The organism is Candidatus Kuenenia sp., assembly GCF_039794105.1.
GTDB lineage: Bacteria > Planctomycetota > Brocadiia > Brocadiales > Brocadiaceae > Kuenenia.
The window spans coordinates 1-25703 of sequence record NZ_JBDIWA010000027.1 but is presented as its reverse complement, the minus strand read 5'-3'; the positions used below and the strand labels follow the sequence as shown (position 1 = coordinate 25703).

27 protein-coding genes are annotated in these 25703 nt (G+C 40.6%); 18 read left to right on the top strand and 9 right to left on the bottom strand.

All coding sequences use genetic code 11. The annotated features are described in order from the left end of the window. Nucleotides 1-93: 93 nt before the first annotated feature. The 4 genes from ABJL82_RS12185 (at nucleotide 94) to rdgB (ending at nucleotide 3836) form a co-directional block, all read left to right on the top strand. Nucleotides 94-1275 (top strand): aspartate aminotransferase family protein, encoded by a 1182-nt coding sequence (locus ABJL82_RS12185; RefSeq protein WP_347274963.1) that lies wholly within the window; start codon nucleotides 94-96, stop codon nucleotides 1273-1275. A 16-nt stretch (nucleotides 1276-1291) separates the two neighbouring features. After that, the gene (gene argF / locus ABJL82_RS12180) at nucleotides 1292-2215 is read left to right on the top strand and encodes an ornithine carbamoyltransferase (protein WP_347274962.1); all 924 of its coding nucleotides are present in this window, start codon (nucleotides 1292-1294) and stop codon (nucleotides 2213-2215) included. 4 nt (nucleotides 2216-2219) lie between these two features. Next, nucleotides 2220-2936: a ribonuclease PH gene (rph, locus tag ABJL82_RS12175; RefSeq protein WP_347274961.1), complete on the top strand. Its 717-nt coding sequence runs from the start codon at nucleotides 2220-2222 to the stop codon at nucleotides 2934-2936. A gap of 258 nt (nucleotides 2937-3194) precedes the next feature. Continuing rightward, nucleotides 3195-3836 carry an RdgB/HAM1 family non-canonical purine NTP pyrophosphatase gene (rdgB, locus tag ABJL82_RS12170; RefSeq protein WP_347274960.1) on the top strand — a complete coding sequence of 214 codons (642 nt, stop codon included), beginning with the start codon at nucleotides 3195-3197 and terminating at the stop codon, nucleotides 3834-3836. Between the two features lie 154 nt (nucleotides 3837-3990). Here rdgB and ABJL82_RS12165 read toward each other — a convergent pair whose 3' ends face one another. The 6 genes from ABJL82_RS12165 to ABJL82_RS12140 all read right to left on the bottom strand — a co-directional run bounded on the left by ABJL82_RS12165 (nucleotide 3991) and on the right by ABJL82_RS12140 (nucleotide 9172). Further along, the gene (locus ABJL82_RS12165) at nucleotides 3991-4920 is read right to left on the bottom strand and encodes a thiamine pyrophosphate-dependent enzyme (RefSeq protein ID WP_347274959.1); all 930 of its coding nucleotides are present in this window, start codon (nucleotides 4918-4920) and stop codon (nucleotides 3991-3993) included. A gap of 18 nt (nucleotides 4921-4938) precedes the next feature. Further along, entirely contained in the window at nucleotides 4939-6168 is a 1230-nt protein-coding gene (locus tag ABJL82_RS12160; RefSeq protein ID WP_347274958.1) for a pyruvate synthase, read from the bottom strand. Between the two features lie 129 nt (nucleotides 6169-6297). Continuing rightward, the gene (locus ABJL82_RS12155; protein WP_347274957.1) at nucleotides 6298-6789 is read right to left on the bottom strand and encodes a rubrerythrin family protein; all 492 of its coding nucleotides are present in this window, start codon (nucleotides 6787-6789) and stop codon (nucleotides 6298-6300) included. A 281-nt stretch (nucleotides 6790-7070) separates the two neighbouring features. Further along, nucleotides 7071-7676 carry a protein-L-isoaspartate(D-aspartate) O-methyltransferase gene (locus ABJL82_RS12150; RefSeq protein WP_347274988.1) on the bottom strand — a complete coding sequence of 202 codons (606 nt, stop codon included), beginning with the start codon at nucleotides 7674-7676 and terminating at the stop codon, nucleotides 7071-7073. A 276-nt stretch (nucleotides 7677-7952) separates the two neighbouring features. Next, a complete protein-coding gene (locus tag ABJL82_RS12145; RefSeq protein WP_347274956.1) occupies nucleotides 7953-8777 on the bottom strand; it encodes an RluA family pseudouridine synthase in 825 nt (274 codons plus the stop codon). A 128-nt stretch (nucleotides 8778-8905) separates the two neighbouring features. After that, on the bottom strand, nucleotides 8906-9172 hold the full coding sequence (locus tag ABJL82_RS12140) for a transposase (RefSeq protein WP_347274955.1): 267 nt from the start codon (nucleotides 9170-9172) through the stop codon (nucleotides 8906-8908). A gap of 392 nt (nucleotides 9173-9564) precedes the next feature. Here ABJL82_RS12140 and acsA point away from each other — a divergent pair, with 392 nt between their 5' ends. The 5 genes from acsA (at nucleotide 9565) to ABJL82_RS12115 (ending at nucleotide 14355) form a co-directional block, all read left to right on the top strand. Further along, nucleotides 9565-11295 (top strand): acetate--CoA ligase, encoded by a 1731-nt coding sequence (gene acsA / locus ABJL82_RS12135; protein WP_347274954.1) that lies wholly within the window; start codon nucleotides 9565-9567, stop codon nucleotides 11293-11295. Nucleotides 11296-11379: 84 nt separating this feature from the next. Continuing rightward, complete coding sequence (locus ABJL82_RS12130) at nucleotides 11380-12021, top strand: FmdE family protein (protein WP_347274953.1); 642 nt, start codon at nucleotides 11380-11382, stop codon at nucleotides 12019-12021. A 321-nt stretch (nucleotides 12022-12342) separates the two neighbouring features. Beyond that, nucleotides 12343-12687: a hypothetical protein gene (locus ABJL82_RS12125; RefSeq protein ID WP_347274952.1), complete on the top strand. Its 345-nt coding sequence runs from the start codon at nucleotides 12343-12345 to the stop codon at nucleotides 12685-12687. 535 nt (nucleotides 12688-13222) lie between these two features. Next, nucleotides 13223-13621 carry a hypothetical protein gene (locus ABJL82_RS12120; RefSeq protein ID WP_347274951.1) on the top strand — a complete coding sequence of 133 codons (399 nt, stop codon included), beginning with the start codon at nucleotides 13223-13225 and terminating at the stop codon, nucleotides 13619-13621. Nucleotides 13622-13695: 74 nt separating this feature from the next. Next, nucleotides 13696-14355, top strand: a complete 660-nt coding sequence (locus ABJL82_RS12115) for a hypothetical protein (protein ID WP_347274950.1) — start codon at nucleotides 13696-13698, stop codon at nucleotides 14353-14355. 42 nt (nucleotides 14356-14397) lie between these two features. Here ABJL82_RS12115 and ABJL82_RS12110 read toward each other — a convergent pair whose 3' ends face one another. After that, nucleotides 14398-15333 carry a peptidylprolyl isomerase gene (locus tag ABJL82_RS12110; RefSeq protein ID WP_347274949.1) on the bottom strand — a complete coding sequence of 312 codons (936 nt, stop codon included), beginning with the start codon at nucleotides 15331-15333 and terminating at the stop codon, nucleotides 14398-14400. 219 nt (nucleotides 15334-15552) lie between these two features. Here ABJL82_RS12110 and amrS point away from each other — a divergent pair, with 219 nt between their 5' ends. Both amrS and ABJL82_RS12100 read left to right on the top strand, forming a co-directional pair. Next, on the top strand, nucleotides 15553-16695 hold the full coding sequence (amrS, locus tag ABJL82_RS12105) for an AmmeMemoRadiSam system radical SAM enzyme (protein ID WP_347274948.1): 1143 nt from the start codon (nucleotides 15553-15555) through the stop codon (nucleotides 16693-16695). Nucleotides 16696-16897: 202 nt separating this feature from the next. After that, a complete protein-coding gene (locus tag ABJL82_RS12100; protein WP_347274947.1) occupies nucleotides 16898-17329 on the top strand; it encodes a hypothetical protein in 432 nt (143 codons plus the stop codon). 126 nt (nucleotides 17330-17455) lie between these two features. Here the strand turns inward: ABJL82_RS12100 and ABJL82_RS12095 are convergent, their stop codons facing one another. Next, a complete protein-coding gene (locus ABJL82_RS12095; protein ID WP_347274946.1) occupies nucleotides 17456-17695 on the bottom strand; it encodes a hypothetical protein in 240 nt (79 codons plus the stop codon). Nucleotides 17696-17825: 130 nt separating this feature from the next. Beyond that, on the bottom strand, nucleotides 17826-18665 hold the full coding sequence (locus tag ABJL82_RS12090) for a carbon-nitrogen hydrolase family protein (protein ID WP_347274945.1): 840 nt from the start codon (nucleotides 18663-18665) through the stop codon (nucleotides 17826-17828). Nucleotides 18666-19109: 444 nt separating this feature from the next. On the opposite strand from ABJL82_RS12090, the gene ABJL82_RS12085 reads away from it, so the two are divergent. From ABJL82_RS12085 to ABJL82_RS12055, 7 genes are all read left to right on the top strand, one after another. Further along, entirely contained in the window at nucleotides 19110-19796 is a 687-nt protein-coding gene (locus tag ABJL82_RS12085; RefSeq protein ID WP_347274944.1) for a nucleoside phosphorylase, read from the top strand. A gap of 360 nt (nucleotides 19797-20156) precedes the next feature. Then, nucleotides 20157-20714, top strand: coding sequence for a hypothetical protein (locus tag ABJL82_RS12080; RefSeq protein WP_347274943.1), 558 nt, complete (start codon nucleotides 20157-20159; stop codon nucleotides 20712-20714). 114 nt (nucleotides 20715-20828) lie between these two features. Continuing rightward, complete coding sequence (locus ABJL82_RS12075; protein ID WP_347274942.1) at nucleotides 20829-21995, top strand: adenylate/guanylate cyclase domain-containing protein; 1167 nt, start codon at nucleotides 20829-20831, stop codon at nucleotides 21993-21995. Between the two features lie 545 nt (nucleotides 21996-22540). Further along, on the top strand, nucleotides 22541-22702 hold the full coding sequence (gene rd / locus ABJL82_RS12070; protein WP_099325985.1) for a rubredoxin: 162 nt from the start codon (nucleotides 22541-22543) through the stop codon (nucleotides 22700-22702). 80 nt (nucleotides 22703-22782) lie between these two features. Then, complete coding sequence (locus ABJL82_RS12065) at nucleotides 22783-23328, top strand: hypothetical protein (protein WP_347274941.1); 546 nt, start codon at nucleotides 22783-22785, stop codon at nucleotides 23326-23328. Next, complete coding sequence (gene trxB, locus ABJL82_RS12060) at nucleotides 23325-24269, top strand: thioredoxin-disulfide reductase (RefSeq protein WP_347274940.1); 945 nt, start codon at nucleotides 23325-23327, stop codon at nucleotides 24267-24269. Before ABJL82_RS12065 ends, trxB begins: the two co-directional genes overlap by 4 nt. Nucleotides 24270-24331: 62 nt before the next feature. Further along, nucleotides 24332-24775 (top strand): ferritin family protein, encoded by a 444-nt coding sequence (locus tag ABJL82_RS12055; protein WP_347274939.1) that lies wholly within the window; start codon nucleotides 24332-24334, stop codon nucleotides 24773-24775. Nucleotides 24776-25703 lie beyond the last annotated feature (928 nt).

Genomic DNA, 25703 nt, shown 5'->3' with positions numbered 1-25703 from the left:
CAGTTTTGTAACAACTTGTTTTTTAGAAAAAGCGAAACAGTTGCGTAATTTTTTATTTCCCATTTATCTGTCTTTTTGAAATAATTCACCGTAATGAATACACAGGAAATCCAAAAAATTTATGAACGATACGTTATTCCTAATTACATCAGAAATCCGATATTGCTGGTAAAAGGGAATGGTGTGGAAATATGGGACGCTGAAGGCAAACGTTACCTTGATCTTTTTTCAGGTTGGGCTGTCAGTCTCCTTGGGCATTGCCATCCCGCGACGGTAAAAGCCATTCAAAACCAGGCGGCAAAACTGCAGCATGCTCCGAACATTTATTACACTGAGCCGCAGGGCATGCTGGCAAAATATATCTCTGAAAAATCGTTTGGAGGGCAATGCTTTTTTTGTAACAGCGGTGCAGAGGCAAATGAAGCGGCTATTAAACTTGCACGTATTCATAACTCTGCGAGGGGAAAATACAAAATCATTACCTTCTCCGACTCATTCCACGGCAGGACGATTGCCACGGTAACGGCAACTGCACAACCAAAATATCACAAGGGGTTTGCGCCGCTTGTTGAAGGGTTCTCCTATGTTCCTTTTAATGACATCGAAGCATTACGAAATGCCATTGACGACAAGACCTGTGCAATCATGCTGGAAACAATTCAGGGTGAGGGCGGTATTAACATAGCAACAAATGAATTTTTGAAGGGGATAAGAAATATTTGCAATGAAAAAGGATTGCTGCTAATCCTCGACGAAGTACAATGCGGGATGGGAAGAACGGGCAAATACTTTGCTTATCAACATTATGGCATTGAGCCGGACATTATGACATTAGCAAAGGCATTGGGCGGCGGAGTCGCAATCGGGGCTATGACGGCAAAAAAAGAAGTAGCCAAAGACCTTGTTCCGGGCAGCCATGCTTCCACCTTTGGGGGAAACCCCCTGGCATGTTCAGCAGGAGTCGCTGTGTTTGAAACTATTGAGAAAGAAAATCTGCTGGATAATACAAAAAAGATGGGGGAGTACGCCATGGAACAATTGCGCCTGCTCAAAACACAATGCAATATTATTAAAGAAATACGCGGTGTCGGTCTCATGATAGGAATTGAACTCGCGATAAACGGAAGTACTATCATTAAAGATTGCATTCAGGCGGGTCTGTTTCTCAATTGTACCCATGACACGGTTATCCGGTTTATGCCCCCTCTTAACGTAAAAAAAGAACACATCGATGAGGGGTTGGGTATTTTAAAATCAGTCCTCTCAAACTATTAATGTGTCAAAATATTTTATGAAAAACAAAGATTTAATTTCTATTGCCGACCTGTCGCGACCTGAGATCGAGGAGATTTTTCAGGTTACAAAAGAGTTGAAAGACCTGCACATAAAGGGTGTTGAGGAAAAATGCCTGAGCGGAAAAATTCTCGGGCTTATCTTTGAGAAGAGTTCCATGCGCACACGGGTATCCCTGGAAGTGGCAATTGTGCAATTGGGCGGTTATGCCATCTATCAGACGCAGACGGAAATTAATCTTGGCAAAAGAGAGGCAATTAAAGATGTAGCAAAAGTGTTGTCACGTTATTTAGACGGGATAGCGATCCGCACATTTGGACATGACACGGTGCTGGAATTGGCAAAATACGCAACTATTCCCGTCATAAATGCCTTAACGGATCTTTACCATCCGTGCCAGGCGCTTACTGATGTATATACGATTCTGGAAAAATTCAAGACACAGGAAAATATAAAGATAGTTTTTATCGGAGACGGAAACAACGTTGCAAAATCTCTTGCACAAACCTGCATAAAATTAGACATAGATTTCCACATTGCATCTCCAAAAGGTTACGAATTCGATGCGGATTTCATTTCGGAACTGAAACACATGGCGAACGGAAAAAATCTGATCCACCTTTACCGGAATCCTGAAGAAGCGGCAGAGAACGCAAACGTTATTTATACAGATACATGGACCAGCATGGGACAGGAAGCTGAGGCAGAAATACGCAGACAGGCTTTTAAAAATTATCAGGTTAATGCTGCGCTTTTGAAAAAATGCGCTGACAATGTCAAGGTAATGCACTGCCTGCCTGCCCATAGGGGTGAAGAAATTACCGATGAGGTGATTGATGGCAAATGTTCGGTCGTATATGATCAGGCTGAAAACAGACTCCACGTTGAAAAGGCAATTTTAAAACTTTTATTAGTCAGATAAAACCATGAGAGTTGACAACCGCAAATACGATGAATTACGCCCTGTTACCATCACAAGAAATTTTACCAAATATTCTGCAGGGTCTGTACTTGTAGAATCGGGCAATACAAAAGTTATTTGTACTGCTTCAATAGAAGAATACGTTCCGCCACACATTAAAAATACCGGCACGGGATGGATTACCGCTGAATATTCGCTATTGCCTGGCGCGACGCCTTCCAGGGTGCCAAGAGAATCCACAAAAGGAAAGATATCCGGAAGAACGCACGAAATTCAACGCCTTATAGGCCGCTCTTTACGGGCAATTTGCGATCTTGCGCTGTTAAAAGAACGAACTATCTGGATCGATTGTGACGTAATTCAGGCTGACGGAGGTACCCGCACGGCGGCAATTACAGGAGGGTATATCGCGTTGGTAGACGCGGTGCAATGGTTACTCGATAAAAATGTTATCAAGGAAAATCCCATCATCAATAGTGTTGCAGCCATAAGTGCAGGAATTGTAAATAATATCGCATTGCTGGATCTGTGCTATGCAGAGGATGCTGCTGCACAGGTAGACATGAACTTTGTAATGACCGGCAGTGGAAAATATATTGAAGTACAGGGCACAGGCGAAGAATACGCCTTTGATGAAGATCAATTAGCAAAAATGCTTACATTAGCCCGTAAAGGAATTTGTGAGATAACTGAAATTCAAAAAAAGGCGTTGGGAACGTAATAAGGGACTTGGGATTTTCTATTAACCGTAGCAAGTAGCAGTCTACAGTCTCCAAATCCCCCCCACTGGGGGGGGACAGGGGGGTCGTCTTACGATAGTCGGCAAATTGCAGATTGAGGACTGAGGACTGCGCTCTTATCATTTCTGCCTTTGGCAGAAATGATAATGTTAATAAACACGTTATAATTCATGAGAAAAAAATGTGGTGTTTTTACCGTTGGTTACCATTAATAATACGAAGAAACGTAGGAGGTTGAAATGGGTTCATATGTGAACGAGATTCATTCAAAGACAATTGTTATTGCCACGCAAAATCAGAAGAAAAAAGAGGAAATATTAGCTATCACAGGAAACATTCCGGGCATTATTTTTCGCGATACCGAAGATTTTCCTTTTATCCCTGTGGTGGAAGAAGACGGTAAAACCTTCAGGGATAATGCGATTAAAAAAGCAACCACCCTGGCAAAGGCATGTAATACATGGGCAATGGCAGATGATTCAGGACTTGAAATACAAGCGTTAAATGGACGTCCGGGCGTTCTTTCAAACAGGTATGCAGGCCCTGATGCCACAGACAAAACAAATATTCAAAAAGTACTCTCTGAATTATATAACGTTACCGAAGAAAAACGTGCAGCCAGATTTGTCTGTTCCATTGCACTGGCGAGTCCGCACCAATTACTATTTGTGGTAGAAGATTACTGCGAAGGATTTATCGCAAAAGAACCACGAGGTTCCGGAGGTTTTGGGTACGACCCTATTTTTTTCATACCATATTACAATCAGACACTTGCGGAGCTTTCCCAATTTTCAACATCGGTTAAGAATAAAATCAGCCATCGGGCAAAGGTATTGCAACAATTTAATGAACGCATAATCCCCCTTTTGCGCAGTAGATAATATAAGGGACTTGGAATTTATTATTCCGTAGCAGTCAACAGTCAACAGTCGGCAATCGGCAATCGGCAATCGGCAAATTGCAGACTGTTGACTGTGGATTGTGGATTGTGAACAAAAACAAAGAAATTACCGATAAGGGACTAACAACCTAATTTCAACCCTGAATTCCTTTCCAATACTGATCAACGAATGACTGGATTTGGCTGATCACCCCTTCCTGCCTCACCGGCTGAAAGAGATGTGTAAATCTTCCCTGTGCGCTCAAATATTCTTCAACAGGTTTAAATTTTCGTGGGATAATCGTGTGACTTATTTCCCCATAAACAGCCTCTTTCAACGCCCAAACGCCAGTGTCAACCGCGAGCTTCGCAAGTTTTGCTGAATGAGACGGATCGGTATTCCAGCCCGGAGGACATGGTGAAAGATTAATAAACAATTTTGGCCCTTTATAGTGTTTTGCCTTTTCAAATTTATTTATCAAATCCACCGGATGGGCGGGGGAAATAGTTGCAAGATAGGGAGGTTTATGGCTTCTCCATATCTCAAAAAGATCCTTCTTATAAAATAACTCTCCCAACGGATTCATTTTCCCTGCCGGAGTAGTGTGCGTGTTGGAGGCAAATGGCGTTGCTCCCGAAGCTTGAAAACCGGTGTTGCCATATGCCTCATTATCGGAACACAGGTAATAAAAATCTACATTCCTATAAAGAGCGCCGGAAGTAGATGCGAGTCCAATATCATACGCAACACCATCTCCTGTTAATACGACTACCTTCAAATTCTCATCTGGATTTAACCTTCCCTTTTTTATCAAAATATCAAGGGCATCCCTTATCCCTTGCGCCCCTGCAGGGGCGCATGCCATTGCCGTATAAAGCCACGAACTCCTGAAGGGTGTGTAAGGATAGACAGACAAAAGGGTAAAACATCCCGCAGCATTGACGATAACAATATTTCCCCCCAAAATCTTTAGGCAATGCCTCAATGATAAAAGCCCGCCACAACCGGCACATGCAGGGGTACCAGGATAAATATTCTCATGCAAAGGAATATCGCGAATAGATTTAATAGTATTCATCTTCATAGAAAATTACTCCCTATGTTAACCACTTCTGCCGGCGATTTTTTTTAAATTTTCCATTCCGTCCCATTCTTCTTTTGTATAAAGAAGGTATGGATCTGAAGTCGCGCCTGTTTTGTTTGCCTTTTGCAAATGTGCAAAAATCACTTCAAATTCTTCCGGACTTACGTTTTTGCCGCCGAGGCCGCCAATGAAAGAAAGTAATACAGGCCTTTCCCTTTCGTTGTACAGACAACCGGCAATTTCTGAAAACAAAATACCGCCCTTTCCAACGCTTATATTTTGATCAAACACAGCAACTGCCTTCTTGCCTCTAAGCGCCGCTTGAATGTCAGTTTCTGGGAACGGCCTTATCATCCTTATTCTCAGAAGGCCGATGAGAATGCCCTTTGCCCTCGCTTTTTTTACTGCCGCCTTTCCAAGGGTGGAAAAGGAATTTGTCATGATTAATACATATTCTGCATTCTCCATCATAAATTCCTCCACAACACCATGGCGCCTTCCGAACACATCTTCAAATTCCCCGGCAATTTCTTTATAAACATTGAGACTATTTCTGCTGGCAAGATGCATTTGGTATTTGAAATACGTATATGCAAACCCGCCCAGCACAGCTACTCCTTGTGACGATGGCTGGCTTGCCTTGAAAAACGCATGCCTGGAGGTATACGCAGGTAAAAAACATCTCACTTCTTTGATATCGGGTATTTCAACCGGTTCTCTCGTAAAAGAAAGATGGAAACCATCAAAATTGACAAGCACCGGCAAGAGGACTCGCTCGTCTTCCGCCAATTTATACGCAATCAAAATCGAATCTAAAATTTCCTGGCACGACTCGCAGTGAATCTGTAAAAAACCTGTATCACGTGCGGAGAGAATATCGTTGTGATCCGGTTCAAGCGTTATCGGCGCAGATAAGCCCCTGGATACATTTACCATAACAAAAGGGGCGCGCCATCCTGCCACGGTGTAAAGCATTTCGTAACCGTACAGAAGGCCCTGGCTTGACGTTGCGGTAAAAACCCTTACCCCCGTTACATTCGCTGCGCCAGCGGCGGTAATCATTGAATGCTCCGATTCCAGGGAGACAAACATGGCGTCCATTTCTCCATTATTTATCCAATACACCAGTTTTTCGATTATCTCCGTTTGTGGAGTGATCGGATATGTTGGAACATAGTCAACTTCTGCCAATCGCGCACCCCAGGCCGCGGCAGCATTGCCCGTTAGCATTTCCCTTTTATTGTCCATAGACATATCTCTCTTTATTACAGTATTCCCCTGTAAAAACCTCTTTTTTTTGTAAGTTTTTCTTCGTACCCTTCGTACTTCGTGGTTAAACTCTTTTTGGTTGTGGTTTTACGGAATGGGGTAAAATCTTTATCCCACCAACTTAAACTTATTCATGGGAGCACCGCATATCTCACATGCATCAGGAGCTGCTTTTTCAACAGTATTGCCGCAGACCTGACACACATAATAGTCCACAATTTCATTATTCTCCAGATTATTCAAAGCTCTTTTGTAAAGATTTGCATGAATGCTTTCCACTTTATTTGCGAAGGTAAAACTCTGCTCCGCTTTTTTATTGCCCTCTTTTTTTGCATTTTCGATCATTCCCGGATACATTTTGGTAAATTCATACGTTTCACCGTTTATTGCTTCCTGGATATTTTCTTTCGTACTGCGGACTCCATCTAAAGCACGAAGGTGACTGTGGGCATGTACGGTTTCGGCTTCGGCAGCAGCACGAAAAAGCTTTGCAACCTGAGCATATCCTTCTTCTTCAGCCTTTTTTGCAAAAGCAAGATACTTTCTGTTCGCCTGCGATTCTCCTGCAAACGCCTCTTTTAAATCATCGGTAGTCGCCATAATGAATCCTCCTTTAAAAGTGATATTTATTTTATTACAAAAAAACACAATTTCATATGGCAATATAGTAGCAAAATATCCCGTGTTTTTCCAACTTTTGGATAAATAACTATTTCGGGAGGAAAGCGGCAGTTTGCAGTCGGCAGTCTACAGTAGGCAATCGCCAGTCGGCAAATTGCAGATTGCAGATTGCAGATTGCAGATTGCCGACTGTAAACTGGGGAGAGAAATAGAGAAAAACAGGGTGTTCATTCCTACGCTTACGAATTAGACGGAGGGTATCACTTCCTGATTAGTGGAACAAACCGGACAGGAATGATAGATTTTTTTACGACATTCGATGATGCATCTTTTGTAATCAACATTAATTCCTGTATTTCATACACGCCGCCTACCGGGATCACCATACGTCCTGATGGTTTAAGTTGATCAATAAGTGGTTGTGGAATTTTTTCTGTTGCGGCAGTTACTATTATTGCGTCAAAGGGAGCATGTTCCGGCCAACCGTTATAACCATCGCCTGTCCTGACTTCGACATTATCAAATCCCAAGGTTTGTAACAGTTTTTTTGCCTGGAGGCCTAATTCTTCCACTATTTCTATTGTATATACCTGCTTTACCAGTTTGGCAAGAATGGCAGCCTGATATCCTGAACCGGAGCCAATTTCCAGGACAACAGCATCTTCATCCGGCTGCAATAGTTCTGTCATAAATGCCACAATGTATGGTTGGGATATTGTCTGTCCATAACCTATCGGCAAAGGATTATCAAAATAACTATAATGACGGTTTTCTTCCGGAATAAACAAATGCCGGGGGACGGATTCCATGGCATCCAATACCCTTTTGTCAGCCACTCCCCTGTTCGCAATCTGCCTTTCTACCATCTGTTTGCGTTGTAAGGTAAAAGCATCTTCATCTAATATAGCATTTTTACCGCCCATGGCTGAAACAGCACCTTTACTAACAATGAAAAAAGAAATGAAAGCTATCACAATTATGAGGCATGAAGAAATTGAAGCCGTTAGTTTTGTCTCTCTATAAATTGTATTCATACTAATAAAACAATATTATCTTGTACTAAATAACACAAGCTTTTTTTACTGTTTTTATTTTTCGCAAAACGCTTATAGCCTGATTGCCAAACAATACTACAGTATAACTCAGGAAAATAACAACCGGAGACATTGTATAAAATCATGGGGAATAGGCGCAGTGTCAGAAATTTTCTTTTTTGTATAGGGGTGAACAAAGGAGATCCTATGTGCGTGAAGCATTTGTCTTTTCGCCTCTCTGTGTAGTGTATTCTCAATTTGTTTCCGTGCGTATTCCGTTTCTCCTATTACCGGGTGGCCAATGGATGCAAGGTGAATTCTGATTTGATGCCTTCTGCCCGTTTCTGTGGTTACCTCAAGGTATGATGTGTTTTCCCCTTTCTTTAATAATGTAATGTGTGTTACGGCTGTTTGTCCGCCAACAGGACTATTAATAGTGAAGGCCGGTTTACAAATCTTTCCCATTACGATTACACGATAAATCTTTTGAATTTCATGCTTTTTAAACACCTTTTTCATCTCTTCAAAAGCGTTTTTGTTTTTAGCAAAAATCAATGCGCCGGAGGTATCTTTATCTAACCGGTGAACAGCCTGTATCTGGTCACTGTTAAACTGCGCCCGCAAATCACTCTCGATACTATTCTGCCCATTTGTTACGATGCCAGGGGGTTTTGAAACAATTACATAACAATCATCGTTAAAGAGAATATCGTATTTCTTTTTTTCCGGTTGGCGCGTCTTGCCGGGAAGAACCTCAATGCTATCGCCTGTTTTTAATTGATAGGAAGCAATCCACACCCTTTTTCTATTGACAAACACCAAACGGTCATCCAAAAGCTGTTTTGCTTTTTTATTAGACAAGGAAAGTTTATTTGCAATAAAATGAAGCAGCGTAAGCTCACTATCCCGATGCGTGACAATAAATTTATGCATTTTGCCGTCCGTTCAGGAGCAAATGGAAATCATAGGGGAACTACCGATTTCACAAATTAAAAAATCCTTCACAAGCTTACAATTAACCAATGACCAATGACCAATGACTAATGACTAATGACTAATTACTAATGACCAATAACCAAATATCTTACTACAGTGTTATCCGGTAAAACATCTTTTTTTGGCAACACTTTAGTTTTTTGAAAAATAAAAATGTCAGGGAATTTCACCATGTATGGCAGGTACTGCCTACCGGGAATTGGGCGTCGATTGGGTACCACTGTTCCAATCTCTTGACGAAGCTTCCCCTGCACAATTTTTCTTTGCTTTTTTGGTACCCACACAATATGATATTTGCATTCCCATACCGTACGTACTAAACTCTTTTTCATCTTTAACTCCTTTCCCCATGATTGGCTACAGTAGCGACCTTAAGCTATACATGGAAAGGAGTTTTGTTTTTTATTAACAAGTTAGTTTTTTGCACTTTTTGGCAAAATATTTAATTGTGAAATCCGATAATTGTGAAATCCGAAATACGAAACACGAAATCCGAGACAAATTCTAATGACAAAATGATTTGAAATTCTAAACAAGTGCATCTTTTTTCGTGCTTCATATTTTTGCCTGCCAGTGCGTGATCGCACGCAGATAGGGATATTTTGGAGTTGTTTTGAATTTTATGCTTTGTTATTCGAATTTATTTCGTATTTCGTACTTTTAATTTCGTATTTTTATTTCCTGTTTGTTTGGTTCTGGCTATGCCATTTTAGTTTGTTACGCTATGAATAAGACTGAAATAATAAATAAACACCCTGAAGCATTTAATCTCATTTGTTATGAAGACCAGTATAAGAATTTCTCATGGGAGGCGGTAAAAAAAGAGCTAAGTCTCGGTGGTAATAAGGTAAATATTGCTTATGAGGCCATCGATAAACACGCCACAACGTGGAGAAAAAACAAGGTGGCGCTGTATTGGGAAGGTTCTGATGGCACACACGTAAAGTATACCTTTCAGGAATTGAAAATCCTTTCCGATAAATGCGCCAATATGTTGCAGTCATTAGGTGTAGGCAAAGGAGACCGCGTTTTTTTATTCTTGCCGCGTTTGCCGGAGCTTTTCATCAGTATGATTGCAATTGCAAAACTCGGCGCCATTTCAGGCCCAATGTTTTCTGCATTTGGGCCTGATGCTGTGCGGGACAGGTTGCAGAACAGTGAGGCGAAAGTCCTTATCACTACCCCTGAATTAAAAGAGCGTGTTGATGCCGTGCTATGGGAATTGCCTAAATTGGAACGGATTGTACTGGTGAGTGTTAAGGAAGATTATGAATTAGAAGAGGGAAATGTATGTTATAAAACCTTGATGAAAGACGCATCGGAACGGTTTGAAATGGAATGGATGGATATGGAAGATCCTTTGTATATATTATATACTTCCGGAACGACGGGAAAGCCGAAGGGCATAACACATGTGCACAACGACATGATTTCCCACTATATTACCACAAAATGGTCGCTGGATCTGAGAGATGACGACATTTACTGGTGCACGGCAGACCCAGGCTGGGTGACGGGAACAGTATATGGCATGTGGGGACCATGGTTAAACGGCGTCTCAATGTATGTATATGATGGCAGGTTTGATGCAAATAAGTGGTATGAAGCCATACAATCATATAAGATCACGGTATGGTATACCGCTCCCACTGCTTTACGCATGTTAATGAAATCCGGTGATTACCTTGTTGCACAATACGATTTGGAAAGTTTGAGGTATATTTGCAGCGTGGGAGAACCCCTTAACCCTGAAGTAATAAAGTGGGGCATGAATGTATACACCCTTCCAATCCATGATACATGGTGGCAGACAGAGACAGGTTCCATCATGATAGCGAATTATCCTTGCATACCTATAAAACCCGGTTCTATGGGAAAGCCGTTTCCAGGCATTAAGGCTGCAATTATTGATAGTGAGGGAAATGAACTCCCGGATGGACATCACGGCATTCTGGCATTAAAACCAGGCTGGCCCTCTATGTTGAGAAAAGTATGGGGAGACGAAGGCCGTTTTAAAGAATATTTCAATATAACGGGATGGTATACTACCGGTGATACTGCATATAAAGACGAAGAAGGTTATTTCTGGTTTGTAGGAAGAGCGGATGACGTTATTAACACCTCAGGCCATAGGGTAGGACCTTTTGAAGTGGAAAGCGCCCTGCTTGAACATCGGGCGGTTGCTGAAGCAGGGGTCATAGGCAAACCTGACCCTGAAAGGGGTGAGATCATCAAGGCATTTATCGCCCTTAAAGAGGGATTTAAACCTTCCAGTGAATTGGCTGAGGAGATTAAAAAATTCATAAAACATCATCTTGCTGCACACGCCTATCCCCGCGAAATAGAATTTTGTGAAAATCTGCCAAAGACCCGAAGCGGTAAAATTATGCGCAGACTTTTAAAGGCTAAAGATCTCGGGTTGCCTACCGGAGATATTTCTACGCTTGAAGACTAAAAGAGACGCTTTGGAATTGTAGTCAAACAAATAGTAACAATTTACAACACTATTACATTTTTATTGAGAGGAGAAACTCTAATAATGGAGAAAACACATTTTAACAAGCCTTTTTTTAATGAGGTTGAACCCATAAAGATAAGGGATATGCTTGCGGTGGCACTTGGCGCGATTGATAAGAACGAACCATTTGTCTTTAACTATACAGACGTAATAAAGCTCGCCGGGCATTCATGTCCCGCTGTTTCCGGCGCTTATAAAATGACTCAATTAGCCTTAAAAACCTTATATAAAAATGAGACGCCCGAACGGGGACGCATTTTGGTTACATTCAAGGGCGGCGTAGACTACAAGGTAAACGGCCCGATATCGCAAGTTGTCACTTTAATAACAGGGGCTTCCGGAGAGACGGGTTTCAAAGGGCTGGGCGGCGGCAGATACAACAGGCACAACCTGCTTTCGTTTAATGAAGAAGAAGAGGCGGAACCAGGCGCGGTATGTACTGTGATATTTGAAAAAATGGACAACAATAAAAAAATAGAAATCAGCTACCGCAATCACATGCTTCCCATGGACCCTAAAATGGGGGATTTAATGCCGCTGGCAGTGACGGGAAAAGGCACAGACGACGAAATAAAAGCATTCGGCGAATTATGGCACGAGAGAATTAAAATCATATTATTGAATCCTCCAAAGGGAATGTTTGAAATAAAGGAATTAAATTAATTGATACCTGTGTATTTAAAAGAAAAGAACTAAAGAAAAACGCTTACATTGTTACGCAAAAGCCCTGCTCAATCATAAGAAAAGCGACAACCGCCTTTGCAAAAACATCTCTATCCGTCGTACATTTCACTTGTGAATATATACTTGACGAAGAAAGTTTAAAATGTATAATGAGTCACTATTTTAAAAGCATAGGCAATACTGTTGCGACGATATACTTAACGAAAGGGGGTGGAATACAAGGAGGGAGATAAATACTTTGTATACTCTATAGTAGTCTTATATGTTATATTTTAAAAAGATAGGAAAGGAGAATTAGTAATGTTAAAGAAGGTATTGGCGGGAATGTTTGGTGCAGCGCTTATCGCAGGAATTGGCATGACAACAGCGCAGGCTTACGACGTAAAATCTGCAAAATTATGGGTAACGGCTATTGCTATTGGTACACCAATTGAAGGTGCTGAAATAAAAGTTGGTGATGAAGAATGCACTACGGGCAAGAATGGCACCTGTGTATTTGAGTTGAGGCCTGGTACATATGAGATTTCCGTTCACGAGCATGGCGGGCAAAGCGCACACAAAGAAATCAGCCTCGAAGAAGGGAACATCCTATTTGTGTCATTGGATCTTGGCTCAAAAGCCCTTCATCCGTCAGGGAGTCACTAATTTAAAGTCAAACAGTTGCAGCGTACTATTATAAAAGCAGTTATCACGTGTGTTGGTAACTGCTTTTTTATTTTACAAAAAGGTTTCGTTTCCCCCGTCGTGTTTGCAACAAGAACCATGCGTTTATTTGGATAATAGCGCTATGTACCGCTATAAAAGTCCAAAACGCAATATACAAATTACAATGCGTAAGACGCACCCTCCCTTGCCCCCCCCCCAGTGGGGGGAGATTATCGTAAATCGTAATATCCTTTTTAAATAGTTCGTTGGCTGATTATTACCAATGAATTCATTCTTTTCGCACTATATCATGTCCGCAATTTTTGCACGACAAGCCATTGAAAAATATTTCTATTTACTTATCTACAGAACATTCCAATGGTTGCAAAATACTTTATGTCGTATACATAAATAACTTGAAGATGGCACTATAATTGCCTAATGATACAAATGTAGTGAATAAAAATTATAAACATTAAGTGATATCTTGTTAACAAACGTCATTCTTGCAAATCATTTGCATTTGTTTTTTACTATGAAAACCAGTAAAAACCGTAGCATATCATTAATATTTTCAGAGAAGCATGGGGGAATCGACTCTTTCATTGATTCGATAACAGACCCCATTGTCATATTTGATGCAGAACTTAATATAAAAAAATTAAACAAGGCTGCCAGGCAATTTTTCCCGGGCAAACCTGTTGATAAGAAATGTTTTGCGACAAAGCATAAATTTGTATCAGCATGCAAAGATTGTCTGATCTGGCAAACCTTAAAAACAGGCCATTCTATATGCGGAGAAATGCTGAACTTTAAAACGGGCGACCCTATACTCTTAAAATCATACCCCATGTACAATAGTCAAAAGAAACTAACAGGCGTAGTGCTTATTGGGAGAAACAGCAGTGATGTTCCAATAAAGTGGATGAGATAAAACATCGCGTTGGAAAATAATTTCCCGCCTGAAAAATTTATTTCGAAGGAATAAAAAGAGAGGGTGGTTATAACTTGAAATGTATTAAAAAGAAAACCAGCTTAGCTTTACTTGTTTTTTTGATGTTGGGTGGTTGTTTCAGCACACAAAAACCCCCAGTTACCATTGCCCCTTCAATCGACAAGAGGCTTTATGAAATACCACAGCAACCATTGACTATGGGTATTTATATTGACCCCGACCTGAGAAATCATGAACAGATTGAAAAAGTATCGCATCACATCATAGGTATTCAAGACTTTGTTTTTCCCGTAGGAAAACCTCTTGCTGAAAAAATCGGAGAAACCTGCCAAATTATCTTTAGAGAAGTCGTTTTTTTAAATAACCGTGATGATACGGCTTTACCGGAAGAAAAATCACTGGATGGGATTTTGGAGTTTCGCCTAAAAGATTCGGACATACGGCTGAAAATTGAGGAGGCGGTATTACATGCGGTAGGAGAACATAAGCTTTCTCTTTTCGTCACGCTCTATGACGCAAAATCGAACAAATTGTGGGAAGAGGAAGTTTTTGCAGAGGGGATAGGATTGGATGTCGTTACCTCACATATCGAATGGGAATGGTGGGTTACCTCGGGCCCGAAATTTGGCCCCGCTGTTGATATGGCGATTGAAAAAATCACCTTTCATCTGGCGCAGAAACTTACGGTAGTAGAAAAAATTCTTGGTAAATAAAAACGCTTGCCATGAGGGATATTTGGCATGCGGTGATAAACGCTATTGTATAATTTCAATCTTTGCTTCACTTCGGAGTCTTTTCAGTAATCCAAGTATTTCTTCATCCAACATCGTTGAACGTACATCACCTATAACATCTTCAAAGTTTACGGCAACCCCTTCTCTTTTGCCGGTAACTTTTATCAGATGATATCCATACTCCGACTTTACCGGTTCACTTACTTTCCCAATGCGTAGCGAAAATGCCGTGCTTAAGAACGGTTCATCATATGTACCGCCCCTCCTTTGAATAAAACCTAAATCTCCGCCTTTCGAAGCAGAAGGGCCGTCAGAATATTCTCGTGCAAGTTCTTCAAAATCAGCCCCTTTATCAAGTTCGGATTTCAAGGTATTGATCAACTGCGCCACCTTTTCGCTCCCATCACCGGAATTAAATTTTTTCGTGTCGATAAAAATATGACTTACCCTTACTGCCTCCCCATTAAAAAAATGCTTGTTTTTCTCAAAGAATCTTTTCAGGTTTTGGGAATCGAGCGAGCCTTTAAAATATTTCTCAAGGGCGAGGGAATGTTTTATTGTTTTCTCGAAATCATATAAATTCGAACCGATGGAAGCAAGCATATCCCTTAAAAAGGCGTCCGCTTCGTCTTCATTTTCGGCAATTTCTTTTTTTATCAGCATCAGTTCCCTATTCATTTCCATTGGAGTGACAACAATCCCTTGTTTATCGATGAAATCTTCCAGTAAAATGTCAGTGATAAGTTGTTCGATCACCTCTTGCCGGATTGCATTGTACGTTTCCGCATCGGCATCCTTAAACATGTTTAAACGCTTATCGACATCGTCTTTTTTAATATTCTTGCCATTCACAACTGCCGCAATATCTCCCCCCAGGAGAGGTCCCCCTGGGAAACAAATTATCGCGGGAAATAGCAGAAAAACGGCGCATAAATAAAAAACGGCTTTTTTACACATTGTTACTCCTCCCCGAAACAAAAAATATCGTGAAAGTGCTTGTATTGCCTTTGTTAAGCAGGTATCAAAAAATAACCATACTAAACATTCTTTCAATTGTCAATTTTATAAAACACTAATTATCATTCCCTTGCTTGACATAGCCGCACATGAGGGTTACAATTTTTTACGTGAGAATGCAACCTTAAAAGTATTCATTTTTGACGGACGTATTGTTTTATGATTACAAGAAGAACGTTAATCAAAGCCGGTGTATTTGGCGCATGCGGTCTTTGTTTTGGAGACAAATTAACATCGCTGGCGGAAGATGTTTATACTGCTGAAAAATTGAAGGGAATCAATCAGGGTTTCCCGGTTGAAGAAGCACGGCATTACAAAAAACTTGAGGATACGCGGGTACAGTGCGTATTGTGTCCGAGGGAATGCACCATTGCGGAGTTGGAACGGGGATATTGCGGTGTAAGAGAAAACAGGAACGGCACGTATTACACCCTGGTTCATTCCCGTGTATGCGGACTCAATGCAGACCCTATCGAAAAAAAGCCCTTATTTCACTTTTTACCGGGAACGCGGGCATATTCCATTGCCACTGCGGGGTGTAATGTGGAGTGTAAATTCTGCCAGAACTGGCAAATCTCACAATACCGGCCGGAACAGACCGACAGTATCAGATTGACGCCGGAAGACGTGATGAATGAAGCTAAATCAGGCAGATGCAAAACAATTGCCTATACCTATTCAGAGCCGGTAGTGTTTTATGAATATATGTACGACACGGCAAAGCTGACCGGCAAAAACGGCTTGAATAACGTGATGATATCAAATGGTTACATTCAGGAAAAACCTTTGCGGGAATTGTGCCAATACCTTAGCGCAGTGAAGATCGATCTGAAAAGTTTCACGGAAAAGTTTTACAAAGACGTCTGTGCCGGAGAACTAAAACCGGTATTGCAAACCCTGAAAACTTTAAAAGATATTGGAATATGGTTTGAGATCGTGGTATTGATTATACCTACTCTCAACGATTCCGAGGCAGAATTCCGGGAAATGTGCAAGTGGATAAAAAATGAGCTTGGTCCGGAAGTGCCGATTCATTTTACCCGTTTTCAACCGACATTCAGGATAAAAAACCTGCCGCCCACACCAGTAAAAATATTGGAAAACGCAAGGGAAATTGCCTTTGATGCAGGGCTCCTTTTCCCCTATGTGGGCAATGTTCCAGGTCACAACGGGGAAAATACCTATTGCCCTAACTGCCGGCATATTTTAATCCGGCGGGCTGGATACAGAATATTGGAAAACCATATTAAAGATAACAAATGCAAAGACTGCGAAACTGTCATACCGGGCATATGGTCATAAAGAAACCATGTTTATTCAGCGTAAAATAGGTTGGGTTTTAAAAGGCAAAAACTCAATGGCATTCATTTTTACCCACCCCTCAATCCCCTCCCAAGAGGGGACTTATAAAATTCCCCTCTTGGGAGGGGCAGGGGTGGGTTTGTTCATTGCTTAACTAAAAAATATTGAAATTTCTAAACATTAAACTGGAAAGGGAAAAATCATGACACTTGAAATAAAGCCTGTTCGCACGGAAAGAAAGGGAACGAAGTGTGAGAGATTGAAAATGTGGGGTAAGATTGTCGCGGTTACAATTATCGTCTTCTTAGGAATTGCATCACGGCAAAGTAACGCTTCGGAAGAAATAGATGTCCGGAAAGACGTCTATCTGTTTCTTCACGGAAGAACAGACCTGCGGGAAAAAGTCGTAAGCTTACTGGTCACCTATGGATTTTCAAGGGAGAAAATAACTATGGCTACACCGGAAAAGGTGGGCAATGCAGGCGATTATATGGCAATGCTTTGGAAACCACCGGAACCGGATCACATAAAAATTCAAAAGATCACCAAAGTTGAAAAAACAGAACCGGAAAAAATCAAAGGACTCTGGAGAGGTGTTGCCAGAGATGATATAGACGCTATTCCGCTGGAATAGAATAATTGTAATGGCAATGTACGCCTTGCCGCTACAGGCAGATTTTTTTTCAAAAAACTAAGGTGTTACTAAACTCAAAGTAAAAACGCTTATTCCCAGCATTTGTACACAGTGAAATAGGGCTACTCAATGGGCTGTCTGGGTAAAGAGCCTTTTCCAATTATCCCGTCCGTTTATAATCTCTGCCCCGATTTGATATCTGTCTTGGCACACTCTTTTTGCAAACGCTACACGGATGGAAAACTTGCCGGGTTTATGGTCATCGGTATTCAGAACCACCTTACCCGAATATACGTTACCAATTTTGGCTGCAAATTCAACCTCACCCCGAAATCCCATTTTACTGATATCCTTTATTGTACACATCTTCCAATTGCTATCCGTTTTAATTTCAATGGACAGGGGCTGATGCAATCCGCTTACAATGTTATTATTGGAATTTTTCAAAAAACTAAAGTGTTACAATTCCTGTATATTAAATTATCCGAAGTAGTTATCATGCCTCACCGTGGAAAAATAGTTCACGGCGAATGTGCTTTAAACAGGGAAGACGTTTTCTCACTTTGCCAAGAAACGCAAAATCAATTTCGCAAACAACAACGTCTTCCATTAAATTGTCCTGGCATTGCGCCACAATACTACCCCACGGGTCAATGATCATTGTTCTGCCGTAACTGATACGCTCATCGTTATGCCGTCCGTATTGGGCGGGCGCCACCACATAACACTGATTTTCTATGGCGCGTGCACGCAAGAGAATTTCCCAATGATCCTTTCCTGTTTCCATTGTAAACGCTGACGGCGCAAACAAGACTTCCATTCCACGCAGCATCAGCTTGCGGAAAAGCTCCGGGAATCGTAAATCATAGCAAATACACAACCCCATGATATGCCCGAAAAGTTTTACCGTTTCAATATGTTTCCCCGGTTTCACATAATGAGATTCCCTGTAAACAGCCTTGTCATCAAGGTGAAAATCAAACAGATGGATTTTATCATAGCCCCCGATTATCCCGCCAAATTGATCAAAAACCAGGCAGGTGTTTGTAACTTTTGCTTTGTTTGTTGATCTGAGCGGAACACTCCCGCCAATAATCGCTACACCATGTTTCATTGAAAATTTTTTGAGAAAATGAACAATTTCCCCGGTTTCTCTCTCTTCCGCGAATATTATATTCTCTCTTTCCTGTCCGATAAACGAAAAGTTTTCAGGGAGCGCAATCAACCTGGCCCCCTTTTGCACGGCCTTTTCCATAAGTATAAGCGCTGTGTTCAGGTTCTTATCACGATCACGGACAGAGCACATTTGAATTGCGGCAATCGACAATGTATCCATAGTAATTGATTTGCTCTGCTTAAGTGTTCATGTAATTTACCTTATACTGCTTTTTACAACCGACAAGAGAATATCACGTAATGAATTGGTAAGGCAAGGATATTCCATGACGGCTTTGTTGCTTATAATCTCATCCTATCGCCTTATTTTTCTATAGACAAGTTGTTTTAAATGGAAGAAATATTGTATACGGTTTTATTTTGGAAGATGTGTTAATTCCTGTTACATTATACCCGATGCCTGTTTAAAGAAAATGTGCCGCGACATAATAAAATAAGGCGGCAAATACGATAATTTTTGTATTGGGTAAATATGACAAGAAATTTTACCGGAAATTGGTTTGATAAAGACGATCATTCACCTTGCATAATTTCACCTGTTGATTGTTTAAGCAAGGGGCAACCCGGCCTGCGAAAATCCGCAAAAATTGGAGAATGTTTGGTGATGTTTGAAACGAATGCAGGCATCCCTTATGTAAAAAGGAGATTGAAAGCCAAAAAAAATGTTTTTACACTGCCGGGTTTTGTTCCTCATCCTGATATATATAGTATCGAAGGGAAAAATACTGTTTCTTTTATACAAGGTGGATTTGGTGCTCCTGCCGCCGTATGTACTTTTGAAATAGCGGTGGCGCTGGGTTGTAAATGTCTTTTCGTATTTGGATTGTGTGGTGGAATAGGAAAAGATTTGGAAGTGGGCGATATCGTAATTCCGACCGAAATTATCAGAGAAGAAGGCGCCTCTCATCATTATGCAACGGCAGAAATAAACGCATTCCCTGATAAAGCCCTGTTGGATGAGTTGAAAGATTATCTTTGTCAAACCGGGGAAAATAGTGTTATGTATGGCAAAACAGTCAGCACTGACGCTGTATTCAGACAGACAAAGGCCAAAGAACTCTTCTGGAGAAAAAATGGCATTATTGGAGTGGATATGGAAACCTCCGCATTGATAACGGTAGCCGGATTCCATAAAATACCTGCAATAGGCATGCTTATTGTGTCTGATAAACATAATTTGGAAAACGAAGTCCCATGGAAATGGGGCGGGAATGGTTTTGCAAAAAACCAGCGCAAGGCAATTGATTTATTCGTTGAGTTTGCAAGGAATACCACACGTTTATTAATGTAGAGACACAAGCAATGCATCTCTACATTAATATTGAAATTCCTAAACTGGCATAGCCAAAACCAAACAAGGAATAAAAAATACGAAATTCGAAGTACGAAATACGAAACAAATTCGAATAACAAAGCATAAAATTCAAAACAACTCCAAAATATCCCTCTCTGCGTGCGATCACGCACAGGCTGGTAAAAATATGAAGCACGAAAAAAGATGCACTTGTTTAGAATTTCAAATCATTTTGTCATTAGAATTTGTCTCGGATTTCGTGTTTCGTATTTCGTATTTCGGATTTCACAATTATCGGATTTCACCATTAAATATTTTGCCAAAAAATGCTGGGTTTGTTCATTACGACAATATTCTATGAAAAATATAGAGTCCCGCTATAAACGTGAAAACAATTCGTATCTCATCGAGATAAAATTAAAAGATATACGTCAGTTATTCAATACGTTTGATCCCGCTCCCTTTAGAGAGAAAGACATTGATGATGACGCGGAAGAATATATTGTTGCTTCCGTTAGAGAATTTCCACATGATACACCGCTTAAATTAGTTATTTATTTGCCTGAGAGTTCCAGAGAAGAAGCGATACGGTTTATACCGGATGCAATTCGTAATTATTTTAACTACCGGTTCAATACTTCTAACAAAGAATTGCGCTTTATACTTAGAAGGGGGCGTATTTCGTTGTTAATAGGTATTTTGTTTTTGTTTTCTTGTATCAGCATAGGAGAGGTTATTGACCGTTTTGGAGATGGGATGCTGGTGCAAATTATTAAGGAAGGATTGCTCATTAGCGGCTGGGTCGCCATGTGGCGTCCTATTCAAATATTTTTATATGATTGGTGGCCCATACGATACATGAGCAAGTTATATGATAAAATCAGTAAAATGCCGATTGAAATGAGATACCTCTGAAACCGCAACTTGTTTGTTTTGGCGGGGGTGAACATCCGTTAAAAAAAGTAGCAGTATAGTAGAAAGCCATTCCGTAAGGAAATCCTTTACACTTTATCGCAGGGAGTAAAAGAGATGTCTTTTCCTGAAACAGATGATGCACGAAGAGAAAGTACTTCTGCTGGGAACAACATGCCTGAGCCGAAAGAAAAGTGTGACCATGAAAGAATACACGATGAAATAGAGGAAAAATGCGAAAAGGAGACTGTAGAAACCGGGAAAGACGAAACAATCCCGCATGAAGAAACAAAAAACAACAGAGCGTCAGTTCAGACGCAAGAAGAAAGCGCTCTGGCGTATGTGGAACGAAATGAAGAGCCTGCGATTGAAGAGTTTGCTGAAAAGACAAAAGAAGAGATATTAAACACGGATGAAAAAGACAAACGCCTCCATGCCCCGCCAAATGACATAGAAAAACTCATCGAACAAAGGGAATACCTGGAAAGCCTCCTCAAGGAAAAATTTACCAAACGCATGACGGTAATGTTTACCGACCTTAAAGGTTCGACTGCCATTGCGGATGCGGAAGGCGATATCGCAAGCCGTACTATTATGAAACAACACAATGACGTTCTTTTCCCTATTATCAAAAAACATGACGGCGTACTGGTAAAGACCATGGGAGACGGCACGTTGTCTTACTTTGAAGACGCACAGAAGGCTCTTCGCGCTGCAGTCGAAGCGCAAATAAGTTTTGACAGGTACAATGTAGAAAAGAAACCCAAAACCCTCCTTCTCGTTACCATGGGTTTGCATACCGGAGATGGCGTAGTGGAAGAAAATGACATTTTCGGGGACGTGGTGAATGTTGCGTCAAGAATTGAATCGGCATCAAATCCGGGAGAGATATACATTTCAGAAGATACATACAACTCGCTGACAAATAAGTCCGAAATATATACCCGATTTATAAAATCCACTACGTTAAAAGGCAAAAAGGGAGAATTCAGACTATATAAAGCTTTTTGGGATGAAAAAGAAATCGAATTGGATAAATTCGATACAAAGGAAGAAGATATTGTTGTTAAAAAACGTTTCCCCTTCGTAAAGGTATTGATGATGGTTTCAATACCGCTCATGATCACTTATTTACTCATGCTGGGCGGGGTAGTACCAAATCCCTTCATAGCATTAACCGCATCAAAAACAGAACTGCGTTCGCTTTCAACAGATATTTCCGATGAAGACATAAAAAAAACATCAGAACACACCGTTACTATCATCTTCGATAACGAAGAATGACCTTAGCGGCATAGCCAGAACCAAGCAAGCGCAAAACGCAAAATATGAAAGGTGAAACCAGTAGATTATAAACAGACGACGAGAACTTAGGCAGAAGTTTGTTTTCTCTGTTTGCTGGCTGGTTTCCCGCCAGTGCCACCATATCTCCGCCATATACTTATCATCGTTCGACTGAGCTCACGATGAAGTCTGCCCCGCTTGGCTTAGGAGTTAAAAAACATTCCTTTTTTAAAAAATAGTTTAAAAACATCTTTGCGAAACGTGGAAAAAAGGCGCCTTTACTTTTCAGGAAAGAAACATATTTTGAATGAAAAACCGTAAATGTCAGAGAAAAAGGCATGCCCACCTATCGCTTCAAAAAATATATCTTATTGGTTGATAACTATCATTGCGGTAGTGTAAAATATAAACGCTTACATACGCATTGAAAATTCGTCTTCCTGTTTCAGCACAAAGAAATAGGGCGTGATTGCAATTGTAAGGTTATCTGTTTTTTTGTCATGATAAAGGTTTAAATTCGGTATATAAAAAAAGGAGGATTTATAATGGAAAAGTGGGAATGTAGTGTTTGCGGCTACGTATATGATCCGGAAAAAGGCGACCCGGATAATGGGGTTGCACCTGGGACTTCTTTTGAATCGATACAAGATGATTGGGTCTGCCCTTCATGTGGTGCGAACAAGGATTTATTTGACAAACTCGACTAATGGTAATTTTTTTTCATCTTATTCTTATGCTAAAATTTTCCCTCAAAAAAAACATTCGGGTTTACGCTGCTGTTATTAGTATGCTGATTACACTTTCGTTATGTAAATACGCAGCAACTGGTACAGAAAAAAGAAATGAAACAAGCCAACCCTCTGTAACATATTCAAACCCCTATTTTAAAGGAACCAGGGAAGAGAGGCTATCTCAAGTTGAAAAGATATCCGAACTTTTTGGAGTAAAATGCGATCATTGTCATGATGAAGCGTTAACTGTTTTTACGGAAAATGGTGAAATTTCAAAAAAAATGATGGCTGCATCTGTTGCCCTTGGAGTAGATTGCGATTATTGTCATATAGACGGTAAACGCTATACCGAAAAAGAAAACCAGGCAAGGAATATGTTCGAACTTTGCGAAACGATGGCGGTTGAATGCAATTTTTGTCATATGGGGAAAGATAAACTGACGCCGCAAGGGTTGCAGGCAAAAACTGCTTTTCTAACGCGCGATTGGGCGACAAAAGGCTCAAAGCAATGCCTGGAATGTCATATTGAGAAAAAACAATTTGCGCTGAATTTTTACGGCTGGCAGGTTTTAAATGCCATGAAAGGATTAAAGGGGATGTGAACAGGGATTACGATGTAATAATAGTGGGTGGCGGGCCTGCAGCGCTTGCAGCGGCGGTTTACACTTGCCGGGCATTATTAAAGACGGTGGTTTTTGAAAGAAAAATTACCGGAGGCCAGTTAGCCGGCACAGATATGGTAGAGAATTACCCTGGGTTCCCCGAAGTAATCAGCGGCGTAGACTTAACACAACGGATGGAAGAACAGGCGAAGCGCTTTGGATTGATTGTCCGCTATGAAGAGGTTCTGAAACTAGCAGTAGAAGATGGATTGAAGGTAGTAACCACAGATACTGGTGTGTATGCAAGTTATGCGGTTATTCTTGCCTGTGGAGCCGATCCAAGAAAATTAGATATACCGGGTGAAAACGAGTTTTACGGAAGAGGTGTCAGTTATTGCGCTACGTGTGACGGGGCATTTTTCAGAGACAAAGATGTCGTTGTCGTTGGCGGCGGTGATTCCGCTTTGACGGAAGGGATTTTCCTGACAAAATATGTTAAAACAGTTCAAATAATTCACCGGGGGGAAGCATTCAAAGCCGCAAAGATTTATCAGGAAGATGCTTTTGCCAATCCGAAGATACACGTCAGTTTTAATACCACCGTAGAAGAAATTCATGGCAAAGAAAGTGTAGAAGGCGTTATTACCAGAAATGTGGTAACAGGGGAGAAAAAGAGCTTGCCTTGTCAGGGTATTTTCATTTTTATTGGAAGTGTGCCGAATACCTCATTTTTGGGAAATTTGTTGTGCGTTGATACGGGTTGTCACATTGAAACAAACATGCACATGGAAACGGAAATAGAGGGCGTCTATGCTGTAGGCGATGTGAGAAAATGGTCGTACCGGCAAATTGCAACTTCGGTGGGTGACGGCGTTACCGCGGCTATTGCAGCCGAACATAAACTTGCCGAATTGAAGGCGTTAGGCAAAATAAAAAACTAACTTGATACGTTTAAATAAAAAATCCATGTTATAACTTTTAACGGTAGGGAGGGATTGCAATAATGAATGTAAAAGAACTCATTGAAAAAGCTGTAATGCATGAAGACAAATCGCAGAAGTTTTATTTGGATGCCTTAAAGCATGTTACAGACCCAGCAGCGAAGGTCTGGTTAAAAGAACTTGCGGCAGAAGAGGTAAAGCACAAGGAGATGTTGTTAAATTTTGACACATCCAAAGTGATGAGTTTCAAACCTGGCGAAACACAGGATTTGCATATCTCAGAATTCCTGGTAGACAAGGACGTCTCTGAAATCAAAGATTTTCAGGATGTATTGATTATTGCCATGAAGAAGGAACAAAAGTCATATAATTTTTATGTTAGTATGTCTCAATCAACCGATAGCATGGAGATGAGAAAAATGTGCAGAATTCTGGCACAGGAAGAACTGAAGCATAAACATAAATTAGAAGTAGCCTATGATGATATGGTATTCTCAGAAAATTAAATGTAGCCTGCTAAGTTCCATGCGACACCTAAAGTGGATGGATTTGTCCAGGCCATTTATTCTTAATAGTTAGATGCATTAATTCATCGATGATAACAGTGTGCAGAAGGGTAACGGAAGGTAGCTCGTAGGGCGACTGGACTTACCCTTCTGCGCCCTCCGCAATTTTTCTTCTCACGCCACACCTTTTCATCATTCTTTTCTCGTAATAAACTCCAAAATGAACTTCATAGGGTGTTTTATAGCCAAACAAATCTGATTTTAGAAATTTGGCGATAAAATGGCTTTCTGAAAAATAGATTTATTGTATTAGTTTAGTTTTTTGAAAAAGATATTCACGTGTGCCTCTTATGTAACAGGAGAAAACATTTTCCTTAAACTAAACTATTACGACTTATTTGACTAAACATACTGTAAACACACCCCTTATCCCTTCTTGATAGATTGGAGATTTCTCTTCTCCCCTCTCACTCAAAAGCAGCCACCCATTTGTATATACCCCAAATAGGGTATTTACAGATGTGTTATTTTTAATATGCTATGCAACAGGGACTTTCTTTACGAAAGGTATTCTTGTTTCCATTCCCAAAAAGGCTTTTCAGGGTGTGGTAGCACCTTACCGGGAGAAGGGGAGTATTTCCTTTTTTTTGCTGGAAAGAGTAGCTTATAGACAAAATATTACATAATCTTTTGGTGCTTCTCTGGTACCTCATATGAGGGTTGAACTACTTTAAAACAGGCATAGCATTATTTACATAATATATAATTGCAACTTATGTGTATTAATGTTGGAGTGGCATAGAAATGCATTCCGCCAGTCATTTCAGCGAAGTTCTTTATCATAATAAAGGAGGAGACAAATATGTCAAAGTTGAAGATGTTTTATCGATGTTTATTTCTAAGTCTTTCATTGGCGCTTTTTTCATTG